This is a genomic window from Paraburkholderia sp. BGA-UO-ETr-F12, from assembly GCF_059567945.1.
The window spans coordinates 597,595-613,691 of sequence record NZ_JCAQOZ010000056.1 but is presented as its reverse complement, the minus strand read 5'-3'; the positions used below and the strand labels follow the sequence as shown (position 1 = coordinate 613,691).

13 protein-coding genes are annotated in these 16,097 nt (G+C 63.6%); all 13 read right to left on the bottom strand.

The genetic code is table 11. The annotated features are described in order from the left end of the window. Positions 1-734: 734 nt before the first annotated feature. Positions 735-1,814, bottom strand: a complete 1,080-nt coding sequence (locus AC57B6_RS26770; protein WP_444514624.1) for a 3-ketosteroid-9-alpha-monooxygenase, oxygenase component — start codon at positions 1,812-1,814, stop codon at positions 735-737. A gap of 200 nt (positions 1,815-2,014) precedes the next feature. Continuing rightward, on the bottom strand, positions 2,015-4,525 hold the full coding sequence (locus AC57B6_RS26765) for an efflux RND transporter permease subunit (RefSeq protein WP_496422438.1): 2,511 nt from the start codon (positions 4,523-4,525) through the stop codon (positions 2,015-2,017). A gap of 97 nt (positions 4,526-4,622) precedes the next feature. Continuing rightward, positions 4,623-5,633 (bottom strand): beta propeller repeat protein, encoded by a 1,011-nt coding sequence (locus AC57B6_RS26760; protein WP_030098884.1) that lies wholly within the window; start codon positions 5,631-5,633, stop codon positions 4,623-4,625. Between the two features lie 122 nt (positions 5,634-5,755). Then, on the bottom strand, positions 5,756-6,961 hold the full coding sequence (locus tag AC57B6_RS26755) for an acetyl-CoA C-acyltransferase (protein WP_496422437.1): 1,206 nt from the start codon (positions 6,959-6,961) through the stop codon (positions 5,756-5,758). 29 nt (positions 6,962-6,990) lie between these two features. Then, the gene (locus AC57B6_RS26750) at positions 6,991-7,518 is read right to left on the bottom strand and encodes a MaoC family dehydratase (RefSeq protein WP_496422436.1); all 528 of its coding nucleotides are present in this window, start codon (positions 7,516-7,518) and stop codon (positions 6,991-6,993) included. Positions 7,519-7,529: 11 nt separating this feature from the next. Next, complete coding sequence (locus tag AC57B6_RS26745) at positions 7,530-8,333, bottom strand: SDR family oxidoreductase (RefSeq protein ID WP_496422435.1); 804 nt, start codon at positions 8,331-8,333, stop codon at positions 7,530-7,532. Then, positions 8,330-9,529 (bottom strand): acyl-CoA dehydrogenase family protein, encoded by a 1,200-nt coding sequence (locus AC57B6_RS26740; protein ID WP_496422434.1) that lies wholly within the window; start codon positions 9,527-9,529, stop codon positions 8,330-8,332. The genes AC57B6_RS26745 and AC57B6_RS26740 overlap by 4 nt, the downstream gene beginning before the upstream one ends. Beyond that, on the bottom strand, positions 9,529-10,821 hold the full coding sequence (locus AC57B6_RS26735; RefSeq protein WP_496422433.1) for an acyl-CoA dehydrogenase family protein: 1,293 nt from the start codon (positions 10,819-10,821) through the stop codon (positions 9,529-9,531). Before AC57B6_RS26735 ends, AC57B6_RS26740 begins: the two co-directional genes overlap by 1 nt. Positions 10,822-10,825: 4 nt before the next feature. Continuing rightward, positions 10,826-11,701, bottom strand: a complete 876-nt coding sequence (locus tag AC57B6_RS26730; RefSeq protein WP_496422432.1) for an SDR family oxidoreductase — start codon at positions 11,699-11,701, stop codon at positions 10,826-10,828. A 57-nt stretch (positions 11,702-11,758) separates the two neighbouring features. After that, a complete protein-coding gene (locus AC57B6_RS26725; protein ID WP_183796647.1) occupies positions 11,759-12,910 on the bottom strand; it encodes an acetyl-CoA C-acetyltransferase in 1,152 nt (383 codons plus the stop codon). Further along, the gene (locus AC57B6_RS26720; RefSeq protein WP_474632960.1) at positions 12,910-13,971 is read right to left on the bottom strand and encodes an acyl-CoA dehydrogenase family protein; all 1,062 of its coding nucleotides are present in this window, start codon (positions 13,969-13,971) and stop codon (positions 12,910-12,912) included. The genes AC57B6_RS26725 and AC57B6_RS26720 overlap by 1 nt, the downstream gene beginning before the upstream one ends. A 77-nt stretch (positions 13,972-14,048) precedes the next feature. Continuing rightward, positions 14,049-15,230, bottom strand: a complete 1,182-nt coding sequence (locus AC57B6_RS26715) for an acyl-CoA dehydrogenase family protein (RefSeq protein ID WP_496422431.1) — start codon at positions 15,228-15,230, stop codon at positions 14,049-14,051. Continuing rightward, entirely contained in the window at positions 15,227-16,045 is an 819-nt protein-coding gene (locus AC57B6_RS26710) for an enoyl-CoA hydratase family protein (protein WP_491564950.1), read from the bottom strand. The genes AC57B6_RS26715 and AC57B6_RS26710 overlap by 4 nt, the downstream gene beginning before the upstream one ends. Between the last annotated feature and the right edge of the window lie 52 nt (positions 16,046-16,097).

Genomic DNA, 16,097 nt, shown 5'->3' with positions numbered 1-16,097 from the left:
AACTGTTCAAGCAGCTCGGCGGGAATTGCCGGCAGGTCTACCGGCTTGGCTTTCGGTTTGCGAGGCATAGTCACTCCTTGGCGACATGTTATGCCTCAAACACGAAATTACTGACAGGCCCCACACCGCCAGCTCATAAGCGGGTCCCCCGCACAGCCACGGTAGTGGTGCATCTGGAATCTGTCGCCTCGCACACTCCGCGCCGTTGACAAAGGGCTCATCAGCTCCCACTCCGCACTACGTGCGTCGCGGACGGGTCTGCCAGGGAAACCGGCGGGTTTACTTCGCACAGCGGAGCCACGGCTTCGCCGTGGCGAGGTACCAATGCAGAAGCAACATGGCATTCTGGAGGTGCCATCGCGCCACGTACGGCGCACCGCAAAACGAAGCGGGTGGTGTTCAGAACTGGGTATCGGCGCGCGCAGCGCCGCCGGAGGTATGACTGCCTTGTCACTAACGCGGAATGTGCGAGAACACAGATTCCAGATGCACCACTACCGTGGCTGCGCGGGGGACCCGCTTAAGAATTAGCGGTTTGAGCCGCTTTCTCTTGCCTACTTCTCTTTGCGGCGGCAAAGAGAAGTAGGTGCCGCCCCGCACAGGGGCAACGCTAATAGACCACTAACAATTCAAGGAAAGGCCAAAAGACCAACAACAGAGCAGACCACAAACCCTGCAAGACAACGCCCAAAATACAGCTCAACAACAAAACCGCCGAACAGGCCCCTCATCTTTCACTCTTCAAACACATGCCGCAAGGCCCCACCCCTCCCCGCCCCCTCCCGAACCTTAATCTCCACGACCTTTCTCGCCGTACTGGAAGGCCGCACCTCCGCGGCGTCGACATAAAACTGCGAGTACCAATCACGCATCTGATACAACGGACCATCACCCTCACACAACAGCGGATTGTCAATCCGCGTCTTCGTATCCCAGATCGCGACGTCCTCATAAAACGCAGCCTGCGCCTGCTTCGAATAAGCACGCGCAATCTCCATGTTCTGCTCGTCGGATAAACCCGGCACCTTCTTCACCATCACGCCATACCGCAATTCGAAGCTGTTCATATCGACCGGCACATGACAGTTCAGCAGAATCGAATGAATCGGATGACCACCACTCTTACCCGTCATTTCCGTGATGTGATATGCCGGACCAAAGTACGTGGACAGCGCGATCAGTTCGTCATCCCCCAGCCGCTCGCTGCGGCCAACCAGCAATTGCGTTGCCTTATGCCCTTCGAACAGATTCGCGAAATAATCGACCGGCGCGCCGTGCACAGTAGCAAAGTGAGCCATGTCGGAGATGTTGTCGACCAGCTCGCGGCAGTTCGTGTCGATCTTCATCAGATCCACAACCCAATCGGACCATTCGTCGGAAAAACATGCGTCGATACGGGGAATCGCAACATCTTCGCCCGGCGTATTGCCCTCGGGGTCATGCCAGATGAACAGCAACTGGTTCTGTTCGCAAGTCTGCCAGGCGCCGATCCTGGCCTTCGGCGGAATCCGCTTGCAGTACGGAATCGACTGGCAGTTGCCTTCGCCGTCCCACTGCCAGCCGTGAAACGGACACACCAGCGTGTCGCCGTCCACACGGCCAGTGCTCAGATCACCACCCATGTGCGGGCAGTAGCCATCGACCACGTTCACCTTCCCCTGTGAATCCATGAACGCAGCAAGACGTTGGCCAAAAATGTTCAGCGTATGCGGCTTGCCATCCTTGTATTCGCTGGCAAGACCAAGACAATGCCAGCCGCGTGCATATCGCTGCACCAACGGCTGCGCTTCAATTCTGTAGGGCCGTGCGGACATCTCTTATCTCCTCCAATGGAAAAGACGGCGCTTCTGATTAGCCGCCGTCATCAATACTTCTGCAGAGCGCGGGCAGATTTTCGTGCTCACGCCTGACGATAAGCGCCACGCACTCCGCCTTCATCGTCCCGATGGACTAGGGACTTCAGCTACGCCTCAGCGCCTCGCCCGCGCGTTGTTTGCACGGCACCCGCACGTCGTTAGCGCCCCGGATTGCCATGCTCGAGCGCAGCCGGCTCGACCTCGCCAGGAGCCGGTGCAGCACCGCGCACAGGTGCATCAGCCGCCCCGGTCGGGTTTCGTACGTTCGTAACGGCCACGCCCGCTGCGCCGATCCGCGAACCCGCGCGCCGCTCCGCCCGCTCCACCCCAAGCCATGCCGCCAGCGCCGGCAACAGAAACACCGCACCGAACAGGTTGACGAGAAACATGAAGGCAAGCAGCACCCCCATATCCACCTGAAACTTGAGTGCGGAGAACGCCCATGTCCCCACGCCGATGAACATGGTCACCGCGGTAAACAAGGCCGCGGTGCCGCGTTGCCGCATCGCCGCCGCGAACGCTTCGGGCAACGAGGCTCCGCCGCGCACTTCATGCTGCAAACGTTCGTACAGGTAGATGCCGTAGTCGACGCCCACCCCCACACCCAGCGTAATCACCGGCAAGGTGGCGACCTTCAGCCCGATACCGAGCCACGCCATCACCGCGTTGCACAAAATCGACACCACGGTCAGCGGCACGACGATGCACAACACCGCACGCCACGACCGGAAGGTCACGAAGCACAGCAACGCGATCGCACCGAAAATCGACAGCAACATCGCCACCTCGGCGTCGCCAACCGCTTCGTTGGTCGCCGCCATCACGCCGACATTGCCGCCCGCGAGCCTGAAAGCGATATTCGGCGTGTGATCCTGCGCCGCCAGACGTTTGATCTCATCGACGATATGCGCGATCGTCTTGCCCTCGTGATCAGTGGTGTAGATCAACACCTGAATCGCCTGACAGTTCTCGGTGTTCATACCGTTGTCGGGATCGAATGCGCTCGAACCCTGGGTAAGGCCATCGCTCGAACGCGGCAGTGCACCCCAGCGCGGATTGCCTTCGTTGAAAGCGGCAATCGAAATCTTCGCAAGCGAAGGCACGCTCACCACCGACTGCACGCCCGCCACACCGCGCATCTCCATCTCGAAGCGCTCGATTGCGCTCATCACCGGGTAATGCAGACAGGCATCGTCGTAGCCGGTGGTCTCGACAATCACCGCGAGCGCATCGACGCCAATGTTGTACTGACTCGTGATGCGCGCGTTATCGAGGTTATAGCGCGAAGTGGCGCGTAGCTCGGGCGCGCCGGCGCCAATGTCGCCAATCTGAAGCTTGCGCGACTCCCTCGCGCCGAAGGCGAGCAATAACAGCGCGATAACGAACACGCCGAGAGCGGGCGCGGGACGCGCGAACATCGCGAAGCGCGTCCACAGGCGGCTGCCACCCTGCGCCGCGCGGTTTTTTGCACGCGCCAGGGTGCCGGCTTCCAATCGTGTGTACGACAAAAGAATCGGCAGAAAAACCTTGTTGGTGACGATCATCAGCAGTACACCGAGGCACGCCGTGACGCCTAACTCACGCACGATCTCGATCTGGATGCGCATGATCACCATAAAGCCCAGCGCATTCGTCAGCAGTGCAACGGTGCCCGGCACGAACAACTTGCGAAAAGCGTCGCGGGCGGCATCGGTCGAGGACATGCCCGCAACCAGCGCCTGCTTCCACGCATTGGTCATCTGCACGGCGTGCGAAACGCCAATCGAGAAAATCAGAAACGGCACGAGGATCGACATCGGATCGATACCGAGGCCCAGCACCGGCAACGCGCCGAGCAGCCACACCACCGGCAGCAACGCGACGAACAGCGCAAGCACCGTGGTCTTCGCCGAGCGCGTGTAGGCAAACAGCAACGCAGCCGTAATCAGGAATGCGAGGGCGAAAAAGCCGATTACGCCGCTGATTCCCGCCTCCACATCTCCCACGAGCTTCGCGAAGCCGATAATGTCGACCTCGACATGCTGGTTCGAATAGCGCGCACGGATCTGTTCGAGTTGCCGCGCCACCGCGCTGTAATCCAGATGCTTGCCGGTAACCGGATCGGTCTCGCGCAACTCCGCGCGAATCAGCGCGGAATGCAGGTCGTTACCGACCAATCGGCCGATCTGCCCTGAACGCGCCACGTTGCGGCGCACTTTGGCGAGATCGTCGGGATTGCTGCTGCTAAATTGGCCAGGCACGACCACGTCGCCGCGAAAACCCGCTTCGGTGACCTCCGTATAGCGCACATTCGGCGTGAACAGCGAAAACACGCGCGAGCGGTTCACGCCGGGAATGAAGAACACGTCATCGGTCGCGTGGCGCAGATCGTCCATGAACGCCGGGTTGTAGATGTCGCCGCGGCCCTTCCAGCGCAGACTCACGAGAATCGTGTTGGCGCCCGGAAAAGCACTCGCATAGCGGTTGAACACCTGCATATACGGGTGCTGCATCGGGATCATCTTGTTGAACCCGGGATCGAGCCGCAGACGCGTCGCGGACCAGCCCAGCGCGACGGTCACCGCGAGACACAGCGTCAGCAGAATGCGCCGGTGCCGCATGATGGCGTCGGCGCAGCGCTCGACAAAACGCGAAAGGCGGGACGAAGAAGGACGGGACGATGCGTTCATGGTGCGTCTCACGGCAAAACAACGGGGAGCGCGGCGGGCGTGGCGAGTCGGTGGCCGGCGGGCGCGCTATGGAATTCGGCGAACGAAACCGAAGGATTCAGGACGGTGACGCGCCGGGCGACGCGTGCAGCGGCGCAAGCGGTGGCTGGGCCGCCGGCGAAACCGGCAGCAACGCCACGCCCGCCTCCCCGCCCAACGCCAGCTCGCCATGCCCGGCGTCGACCACGGCCGCGAGGCTCTGCACGCCGCCCACCTTGCGCACCGTGAAGCTCTGTCCGTTATCGCGCGAGATCACGATCGCACCGCCCTGGCCGACCAGCACCAGTTCGCCGTCGGACAGTTGCACCGCGCCGAAATACGAGGTGCCGACGTGACTGTCGATATGCGTCCACGTGCTGCCCTGATCGGTACTGCGCAGCACGTTGCCGCGCATGCCGTATGCGAGCCAGTCGCCGTTCTCCAGCTTCAGCACGCCGAATAGCGAACCCTGATAGGGCACGGGCCGCTTCTCCCAGTTCGCGCCGTTGTCGGTCGAGAGGAGCAGCGTGCCGGTTTCGCCGGCGATGATCAAACGGCCACTTGCATCGCCGGCAATCGCGTTCAGGTGCCGATCGTCGGCGGGCGTTTTCTGTTGAGTCCAGGTGGCGCCCGCATCGTGCGAAACGAGCAACTGGCCGAAGCTGCCGCTCGCGAACACGAGTCCGCTCGCATTGCCCCACACCGACAGCAGCGGGTCCGAATGCTTGCGATCGAAGTGCACCTCGCTCCAATGCGCGCCGCCATCGACGGTACGTACGATCCAGCCGTCATGTCCTACCGCGATGCCGATACGCGGCGTGATAAAAAACACCTGGGTAAGCGCGGACGCTTCGTCGGAGGCCATCGCGGCTTGCCGCCAGGACGCGCCCGCGTCGTCGCTCAACAGAATGACGCCTCGCTCGCCCACCGCGACGAGACGCGTGCCCGCTCGGGCAAGTCCGTTGATCTGCAGGCGGTCGGCCTGAATGGCAGTCGCAGCGAAAGCCGGCAGCGGGCGAGGCGAAAACGCAAACAGCGCCGCGCCCAGCACGGCAGCAGAAAGCAGCAAACCGGGTAGTGTCGATTTCATTTTTTTGTCTCCTGTCGACCAGAGTTCGCGCTTTGGCGTGTCGGCCGGAGTTCGCGCCTTGGCGCTATTCAGGCCCCACGCAGAGCACTTACTCTGGTTCCATGCAAAGCTCCGAGTGCGATCTACGCCGCTATTTCGAAGAGTGCCGCAGCGCCCATGCCGCCGCCGACGCACATCGTTATGACGAGATAGCGCACGCCGCGCCGCCGCGCTTCAAGCAAGCCGTGCATCGTCATACGGGTGCCGGACATCCCGAACGGATGGCCAACCGAGATCGCACCGCCATTCACGTTCAGACGGTCCGCCGGAATATGCAGTTGATCGCGGCAGTAGATCACCTGGCACGCGAACGCCTCATTCATCTCCCACAGCCCGATGTCATTCACCGTCAGCCGATGGCGCGCCAGTAGTTTCGGCACCGCGAGCGCCGGACCGATACCCATTTCGTCGGCTTCGCAGCCCGCGACTGCCATGCCGCGATAAATGCCGAGCGGCGGCAAACCGCGCTGCTTCGCCGCCGCCGCGCTCATCACAACCACCGCCGCCGCGCCGTCGGACAGTTGCGATGCATTGCCCGCGGTAATGAATTCGCCCTGCGCGACCGCCTCGCCGCCGCTCCAGACCGGCTTGAGCGCCGCCAGACTGGCCGCGCTGGTATCGGCACGATTGCATTCGTCGCGGTTCGCCCGCACGCTTTCGCTGCCGGCCGGCTTGCCTTCCTTGTCGAACAGCGCGCGCTGCGCGTCGAGGGGCACGATCTCTTCGTCGAAGCGGCCCGCAGCCTGAGCCGCCGCCGTGCGCTGCTGACTCGTCAGCGCGTACTCGTCCTGCGCCTCACGTGAAATGCCGTACCGGCGCGAGACGATTTCCGCCGTTTCGATCATCGCCATATAGGCAGCCGGCTGATACGCGAGCACCGCCTCGGAACGCGCGCGGTACGCATTCTTGTGCTTGTTCTGCGTGAGCGTGATCGACTCCACGCCGCCGGCCACCACGATCCGCGCATCGCCGCACAAGATGTTCTGTGCGGCGGTCGCGATTGTCATCAAGCCCGACGAGCACATCCGGTCCATCGCCATGCCCGGCACCGAAGCCGGCAAACCGGCCGCGGCCGCCGAGAGCCGGCCGATGTTGTAGCCCTGGCTTCCCTGCTGGGCGGCGCAGCCCATCAACACGTCGTCGATCTCGGCAGGGTCGAGTTGCGCGCGTTCGACCGCGGCGCGCACCACGTGGCCGCCGAGCGCGGGCGCTTCGGTGTCGTTGAACACACCGCGAAATGCCTTGCCGATCGGTGTGCGCGCAACCGAGACGATGACCGCTTCGTTCATGAGATTTCCTCTACGGGTTCTACAGGTTTCTACAGGTAGTAGCGGCTGATGGTGTCCGCTACGCAACCGGGTTTGGTCTCGCCGTCGATTTCCACGCTCACGCGAATCCAGGCCTGCACGCCGCCTTCAATCGCTTCGGCGCGCAACAACTGGCCGACGCCACGAATGCGCGCGCCGGCTCGCACCGGCGCGGGAAAGCGGATCTTGTCGCAGCCGTAATTGACGCCGAGCCGCGCGCCGTCGACACGCACGATCTGCGGCAAGAAAAAATTAACGAGCGAGAGCGTGAGAAAGCCGTGCGCGATACAGCCGCCAAACGGACCATGGCGAGCGCGCTCGGCATCGACGTGAATCCACTGGTGATCGAGCGTCGCTTCGGCGAACAGATCGATGCGCGCCTGATCGATCGCGAGCCATTCGCTCGCGCCGAGCGTTTCACCCACGGCCGCTATCAGCGCTTCGGGATGGGCGAATATGCGAGCGGGCTGGCCATGGCCGTCAACGTCGCTCACACTGCCAACGCCACGGGTGCTGCCGATGTCGCCGACTTCAGTCATAACGCGCTCCATCACGCGTGCTGACTGCTGACCGACAGCACTTCGCCAGTCATATACGACGCGTAGTCGCTTGCCAGAAAGACCATCACGTTCGCCACCTCCCACACTTCGGCAGCGCGTCCGAATGCTTCACGCGACGCCAGTTGATCGAGCAGGTCGGCCGAAGCCGACTTCTTCAGAAAATCGTGCAGTGCAATGCTCGGCGCCACCGCGTTGATACGCACGCCATACGGCGCGGCCTCGAGCGCGGCGCAGCGCGTCAGCGCCATCACGCCGGCCTTCGCTGCCGCGTAATGCGCCTGTTCCGCCTGCGCCCGCCAGCCGAGCACCGACGCGTTGTTCACGATCACGCCCCGGCCTCGCTGCTGCATGTGCGGCAGGATTGCCCGTGTCATGCGGAAGGTGCCGGTGAGGCTAATGTCGATCACCCGCGACCATTCGGCATCGTCCATTTCGACGATGCGACGCGCGCCACCGAGCCCGGCATTGTTGATCAGCACGTCGACGCCTTGCAGCCGGTCTTCGGCATCCGCCACCAGCGTGCGTACGTCCTGTTCCACCGAAACGTTGCACAAGCGTCCGTAAATCGCCTGTAAGCCGGTTTCGGCGCGCAAGGTGTCGACCGCCTGCTCAAGACGCCGCTCGTGAATGTCGGAGATGAAAAGCGCGCGGCAACCTTCTTCGGCGCAGCGTTTGGCGGCGGCGAAACCGATGCCCGCACCGGCAGCCGCCGTAATCAGCACGGATTTACCCGCCAGCAGTCGATGGCCCGGCACATAGGCAGGCGCGGTACGCACCGTTTGGAATTCGTTCATAGTGTTCCTCGAGGTTCTCTGGGCATACCGAGCCCGCGCTCGGCCATGATGTTCAGTTGGATTTCGTTGGTGCCCGCGTAGATGGTGTCGGCGCGCGAGAAAAGGAACACGCCTTGCAGACGGGTACGTTTCGCGTCGCTGCTGTCGATCAGATTGGCGTCGAGGCCCAGCACGTCCATCGCCAGTTGGCCCAGATCGCGATGCCAGTTCGACCAGTAGTATTTGTAGATCAGCGCTTCGCGGCTCAACGCGCCGGCGCCGTTTTCATCGGCAGAGGCGCCCGCCAGCATCCGCAGCGCGTTGTAGCGCATCACGCGTAAGCCGGTCCACGCCCGCGCGATCCGTTGACGAACCAGCGGATCGTTCGCCACACCCGCCTCATGTGCCGCGTCGACCACCCATTCGAGCTCGCGGATGAACTGCATCTGCTGACCCAGCGTGGACATGCCGCGCTCGAAACCGAGCAAGGTCATCGCAATGCGCCAGCCGTCGCCCGGCGTGCCGACCAGATCTTCGGCGGCCACGAGTGCGCCGTCGAAGAACACCTCGTTGAACTCGGCTCCGCCGTTCAATTGTTTGATCGGGCGAATCTCGATGCCGGGTTGATCGAGCGGCATCAACAGGAACGAGAGTCCGCGATTGCCGCGCGATTCGGCGTCGGTGCGCGCAATCACAAAGATCCAGTCGGAATCGTGCGCGAGCGAGGTCCAGACTTTCTGGCCATGCACACGCCAATTGCCGCTCCCGTCGCGGACCGCGCGTGTGCGGACGTTCGCGAGGTCCGAACCCGCACCGGGTTCCGAATACCCCTGGCACCAGAACTGCGTGCCGTTCAGTATCCCGGGCAAAAACCGTCGGCGCTGATCGTCGGTGCCGCACGCGATCAAAGTCGGCCCGAGCAAACCCTCGCCGATATGGCCCATACGCCCTGGACCGCCGGCGCGGGCGTATTCCTCGTGAAAAATCACCTGTTCGGCGACGGACATCGCACGACCGCCCTGTTCTTTCGACCAGCCCAGCCCGGTCCAGCCGCCGCTCGCCAGTTCACGTTCCCATTGCTTGCGCAGCGCGGGATAAGCCTCTTCATCGCCGGGGCCACCACGGTATTGCAGGCAAGCGAACTCGCCACGCAGATGGGTACTCATCCACCCGGCGACTTCCGCGCGCAAACATTGCTGCTGCGTTTCGCTGTTCATCAGAGCACTCCCGCGAGGACAGCTTGCACGTGATCCGCATGCGCATGCGCCAGTGGCACGGGCCGGGTTACGGCCGAAGCCTCGCTACGATCGATCACGTGTTCCGCGATAAACGACAGCATCTGCGCAGTCGTGCCGAATTGCGCGCTGCAAGCCTGCGCGCGTTTGAAATACAGTTGCGGGTCGTACTCCCAGGTGAAACCGACGCCACCGTGCAGTTGAATCGCTTCCTGAGCACAGAAACGGAAAGCGTCGTTGGCGGTGGCTTTTGCCGCGGCGATGTCGGTAAGCACGGACGGCGGTAACGAAACGGCCGCCTGATTCCCTGCTTCATCGCGCGCCTGGTCCCAGGCTTGTGCCGCGCCGAGCACGGCCGAACGGGTCGCCTCGATCTCGACCATCATCTGCGCGCAACGATGCTTGATCGCCTGAAACGACGCGATCGCGCGGCCGAATTGCACGCGCTCCGCTGTATAGGCAAGCGTGAGATCAAGGCATTGCTGCGCGCCGCCCAGTTGTTCAGCGGCCAGTGCCAACGCGGCAAACCATACGGTCCTTGCGAGCGCACGTTGCGCCTCATCGCCACACGCGAGCAGCGCGTCGCGCGGCACATCGACCACGTTCAGTTCAACACGTGCCAGCGGACGCGTCGCATCCAGCGTGGTGAGCGGCGTACGGCTGAGGCCCGCAAGACCGGCGCAGTTCAATTCAAACAGCGCGATGGTTTGCGACTCGTTTGCGATCCAGGCGGGCACCAGCACGAGATCAGCGCTCGCGCCATCGATAACCTGTGCCAACGCCCCAGACAAACGGTACCCGTAAGCCGTCTCTTCAGCGTAGATCGTCACCGAACGCGTATCAAAGCCGGGCACGGCGTACGCCGACGCCTTGCGCGTATTGAAACCACCCGCCGCATCCAGCGCGAGCGTCGCGCTCACTTCGCCGCCCGCGATCCGCGAGAGCCACACGCGAGCTGCGGCCGATTCGCACTGCGCGAGCGCAGTCGCCGCAAGGCACACCGTGCTGAAATAAGGCACGCAGGCAAGGCGCCGTCCCATCTGTTCCATCAGTAACACCAGCTCCATCGCCCCGAGGCCCGCACCGCCCGCCGCTTCCGGCACGGTCAGCGCGCACCAGCCGAGTTCGCCGGCGAGCGTGCGCCACAACGCCTCATCGCGGCCCGCCGTGTGTTCGATCGCCTGCCGCACCGCCGCCGATGCGCTGCGCTCGGCCAGCACATCGGCGGCCGAGTCGCGAATCATGGTCTGTTCTTCGGAGAGAGCGAGGTTCATCGCGTCAGCTTCCGTAAACCTGCTGTGCCGGCTCACGTTCCGCGACCAGCTTCGCCACCGCGGCCCCCAGCGCGCCGACTTGCCAGCGCGCGCCGATATCGATGCGCGGCCCCGTGCGCCAGCCTTCTGCCACCGCGATCATGCCCCCCGCCGCTTCGAATACCTGACCGGTCACGTCGCGCGATTGAGCACTGCCGAGCCAGACGACCAGCGGCGCCACGTTAGCCGGATCGAAGTAATCGAAACCGTTGGCGGGCTTTTTCATCATCTCGGCGAACACGCCTTCGGTCATCGAGGTACGCGCCGCCGGCGCCAATGCGTTCACACGCACGCCGTAGCGCTGCAATTCCGCGGCCTGCATCAGAGTCAAAGCCGCGATGGCCGCCTTGGCCGCGCCATAGTTCGCCTGGCCGATCGACCCTTGCAGACCCGCCCCCGAACTTGTGTTGATAATGCGTGCGTCCACCTCGCGTCCTGCCTTCGACGCGTCGCGCCACTCGCGTGCCAGCAGTTGCGAGAGACAGAAATGGCCACGTAGATGCACTCGCATCACGTCATCCCAATCGCTCTCGGTCATGCTCGTGAACATCCGGTCGCGGCAAATACCCGCGTTGTTCACAAGCACATGAATCGCGCCGAAGGCCTCATGCGTGGCGTCGATAATGCGTTGCGCCGTGTCGATCCGCGTGATGTCGTCGGCGTTCGCCAGCGCCCGGCCACCGGCTCGCGCGATCTCGTCGCAGACGGCTTGCGCGGCTTCCCGACGAATATCGTTGACCACCACCGCCGCGCCCTCGGCGGCGAACGCCAGCGCGTATTCGCGGCCCAACCCTCCTCCCGCCCCGGTAATGATCACGGTGCGTTCGTTGCAGATTCCCATACTTGATCCTCGTAGACAGTGATGCGGCTGAGTGCGCCTGAGTGCACCTGGTTGCGTTTAAAGGCGCTCGATGATCGTGACGTTGGCCAGCCCGCCGCCTTCGCACATTGCCTGCAAACCGTAGCGGCCTTGCGTGCGTTCAAGCTCGTGCAGGAGAGTGGTCATCAGGCGCGCGCCGGTGGCGCCGAGCGGATGACCTAACGCAATCGCGCCGCCGTTCGGATTGGTCTTCTCATGCGGATAACCCAGTTCGGCGAGCCATGCGAGCGCCACTGACGCAAACGCTTCGTTCAGTTCCACGACGTCGATGTCGGCGAGCGCGAGGCAGGCCTTCTTCAATGCGTGACGTGTCGCGGGAATCGGCGCGGTGAGCATCCACAGGGGATCGTCACCCAGCACGCTGAGGTGATGAATACGGGCACGGGGCGTGAGACCGTAACGCTTGAGCGCCTCTTCGGAGACGATCAACAATGCCGCCGCCGCGTCGCAAGTCTGGCTCGAGACAGCCGCCGTTAGCGCACCGCCTGGCATCAGCGGTTCAAGCGCGGCCATTCTGGCAAGCGTGGTGTCCTTACGCGGCGTCTCGTCATGAACGACTCCGGCGAACGGCACAATCTCGCGCGCAAAGTGGCCGCCCTCAATCGCAGCCAACGCGCGCCGGTGACTCTCCAGTGCGTACCGTTCCATCGTTTCGCGCGACAGGTTCCAGTGGTCTGCGATCCGTTGCGCCGCGTGAAACTGCGACACCGGCGCATCGCCGAACCGCGCGCGCCAGCCGATGCTGCCCGAGAACGGATCGGTGAAACCAAGCGGCTCGGCCGCCGTCATCGCCGACGAAATCGGAATCTGCGTCATGGTCTGCACGCCACCCGCAACCACCACATCCTGCGTGCCGCTCATCACTGCCTGCGCGGCAAAATGCACGGCTTGCTGCGACGAACCGCATTGCCGGTCCACCGTGACGCCCGGCACCGTCAACGGCAAACCGGCGGCGAGCCAGCAGGTGCGAGCGATATTGCCCGCCAGTGGGCCAATCGTATCGACGCAGCCGAACACCACGTCGTCGTATTCATCGGCGGGAATGCCATTGCGGGCGACCAGCTCTTTCAATACGAAGCCGCCGAGATCCGCGGCATGCACTTGCGCAAGTCCGCCTTTGCGGCGACCGGTGGGTGTGCGCAACGCATCGACGATATAAGCCTGTTTCATTACGATTCCAGTTCGAAAGTGCGGGCCGGTCCGATCGGAGCACAGGACTCGATCAGCGCGTCGGCCACGCGGGCCTTGTGAAACGTCGTGTCGCCCCAACTGCCCGAGAGCGCCCAGATGCGTTTCATGAAGATCTGCAAGTCGAGTTCCCACGTGTAGCCGATCGCGCCGTGCACCTGCATCGCATGGCGCGCGGCGAGTTGCGCCGCGGCGGTGGCGGCAAGCTTCGCGTGGGAGACGTAGAGCGCGCGCTGCGGGTCGTTGTCGGCGATCGCGCAGGCGGCCCGGTACACCACCGGCCGCGCGAACTCGTAGCGAATCGCGACGTCGGCGAGCAGATGCTTGAGCGCCTGATACGAACCGATCGGCTTACCGAACTGTTTGCGTTGCGCGCTGTAATCGATCGCGACGTCGAGCACACGCTGCGTGAGCCCGAGCAATTGCGCGGCGACGGCGAACGCACCCCGGTCGAGTGCGCGCGCCAGCAAGGGTTGCGCTTCGGAGACCGTCGCCACCCGCGTGTGCGGGGTTGCCTGCCACCCGAGCTCGAACAGCCGACGCGAAGGATCGACGCTCTCCACCGGATTCAATCTGCAAGCGTCGGGCGTGAGCCAATGCAGCTCGCCACCGCGCTCGCACAACAGAACCTTTGCGACGTGCGCGTCGCTGACATAAGGATTCACCGGATGTGCAATCGCCACTCGCGCCGAACCCGCCGCGATATCACGCAACAACGCATCGCGTTGCCCGCTCGCCGGCAAGCCTTCCAGCATGCCAACCGCCACGAGCGCCGTATCGAGTAACGGCTCGGGTCCCGCGAAATAGCCATAGGTCTGCGCAAGCAGTGCCCACTCCACGTCACCGAGTCCCAGCCCATCGAAATTTTCCGGCACCGACACGGCGGTCAGCCCTTGCGATGCGAACATGTCCCACATGCGCTCCGAGCGGCCCGTGGGCGTAGTCCACAACTCACGGATCAACTCCGGCGTCATCTCCGTCATCAGAAAGCGCTTGACGCTGCTGGCCAATGCTTCCTGATCTTCGTTGAATACGAAATCCATAGTTCCTCGCTCAATCCTTTACGCGTCTGAATGCCGGCTGCCACGGCTTAAGTGCTTGCATGCTTGCAGCACCGGCATCACGAGCGCGGCATACCCAACATCCGTTCGGCGACGATGTTGCGTTGAATCTCGTTGGTGCCCGCATAGATCGGCCCCGCCTGCGCGAACAGGAACCCGTCGAGCCAGTTGCCGAGTGCCGCGTGCTGCTCGTGCGTCTGCGGCACGACTTCGGCGTGCGCGCCGAGAATATCGAGCGCGGTCTGATGCATGCGCAAATCGAGTTCGGACCAGAACACCTTGTTGGTGCTCGATTCCGCACCGATGTGGCCACCCTCCTGCAAGCGGCTCGCGGTCGCGTAGGTGGAGAGTGCGTAGGCCTGCGCATCCATCCACGCGCTGATCACGCGCTCGCGCAAGGTGGGATCGCGATCAGCCTGTTCACGGTGCGCGAGGTAGAGCGCGCGCAATGCTTCGGCCGTGCGCTGAAAACGCGCGGGCGAACGCAGCATCAGGCCGCGTTCGAACCCGGCGGTCGCCATCGCGACCTGCCAGCCCATGCCTTCGCCCGCCAGACGATTTTCGACCGGCACGCGTACGTCGTCGAAGAAAATTTCGGCAAAGCCGGTGTGGCCGTTCAACTGACGGATCGGCCGCACGGTGATGCCCGGCGTCGCAAGCGGCACCATCAGGAAGGTCAGACCATGATGGCGCGTGGATTGCGGATCGCTGCGAAACAGGCCGAACAGCCAGTCGGCCCATACCGCGCGCGTCGACCAGATCTTCTGGCCATTCAGGATGTACTCGCCGCCCTTTCCTTCGTCGGTACGGATCGCGCTGGCGCGGATCGCCGCCATGTCGGAACCGGCGTTCGGCTCGGACCAGCCTTGCGCCCATACGTGCTCGCCCGCCGCCATCGCCGGCAGAAAGCGGGCCTTCTGCGCGTCCGTTCCGAAGTCCATCAAGGTCGGGCCGAGCAGGAAGATGCCGTTCTGGTTCACGCGCATAGGCGCGTCGGCGCGCCAGTACTCTTCTTCGAAGATCAGCCACTCGATCAGATCGCAACCGCGTCCGCCCAGTTCGCGCGGCCACGTCACCATGCTCCAGCGGCCTGAATGCAGCGTGCGCTCCCATTCCCGGTGCGCGGCAAAACCCGCCTCGGTATCGAAGCTCGGCAGCGGTTCGCGCGGCACATGGAGCGCGAGCCAACTGCGGATCTCAGCGCGGAACGCGCGTTGCGCCGGCGTGTAATCGAGCTTCATGCGCGTGCTCCGGCCTGGCGTTCGGCGTCGTTGCCGCCGTTGAACTGCGCGTCGCGTTTTTCGACGAAGGCCGAGCGTGCTTCCGCCGAATCGTTCGTCATGTACGCCTGCAAGGTGAAGCCCTGCTCCCAGCGGTATTTGTCTTCGAGATCGCCGTCTTCGACACCGTTCAGCGCTTCTTTTGCAAGCTGCAACATCGCGGGGCTCTTCGCGGCGATCTTGCGGGCAATCTCGAAGGCCGCGTCACGCAGTTGTTCGCGCGGCACCACACGCTCGACCGCGCCGAGCCGGTACGCTTCGGCGGCATCGACCATGTCGCCGGTGAAATACATGGCGCGCACTTTCTGCACGCCGAACATGCGCTGCAAATGCGCGCCGCCACCCATCGCCCCGCGGTCGATCTCGGGGACGCCGAAACGCGCGCATTCGGACGCGACGATCACGTCCGCCGCGCCGCAGATGCCAATACCGCCGCCCAGTACGAAACCATGCACCGCGACGATCACCGGCTTCGGATTACGGTGCACCGCGCGAAAGGTCGCGTAATTGCCGGCGTTGACCGCCACGATCCGTTCGGGATGCGCGGCCAGTTCCTTGATGTCGACGCCCGCGCAAAAGCCACGCCCTGCGCCGCGCAGCACGATTACGTGCACGCTGTCGTCGCGGCCAAGCGCGTCGATGGCATCGGCCAGCGCCTGCCAGCCGCGCGCGTCGAGCGCATTGACCGGCGGCTGGTCGATCACCAGTTCGCCGATGCCGCCTTCGCGTTCGATTCTGAACGGCAGCGAGCGGACGCTATTGATGGGTTCTGTCATGTCTCCGTCCCTGATGAAGGATGCTGATTTGCTTTAGCTGGCCATGCGCTGC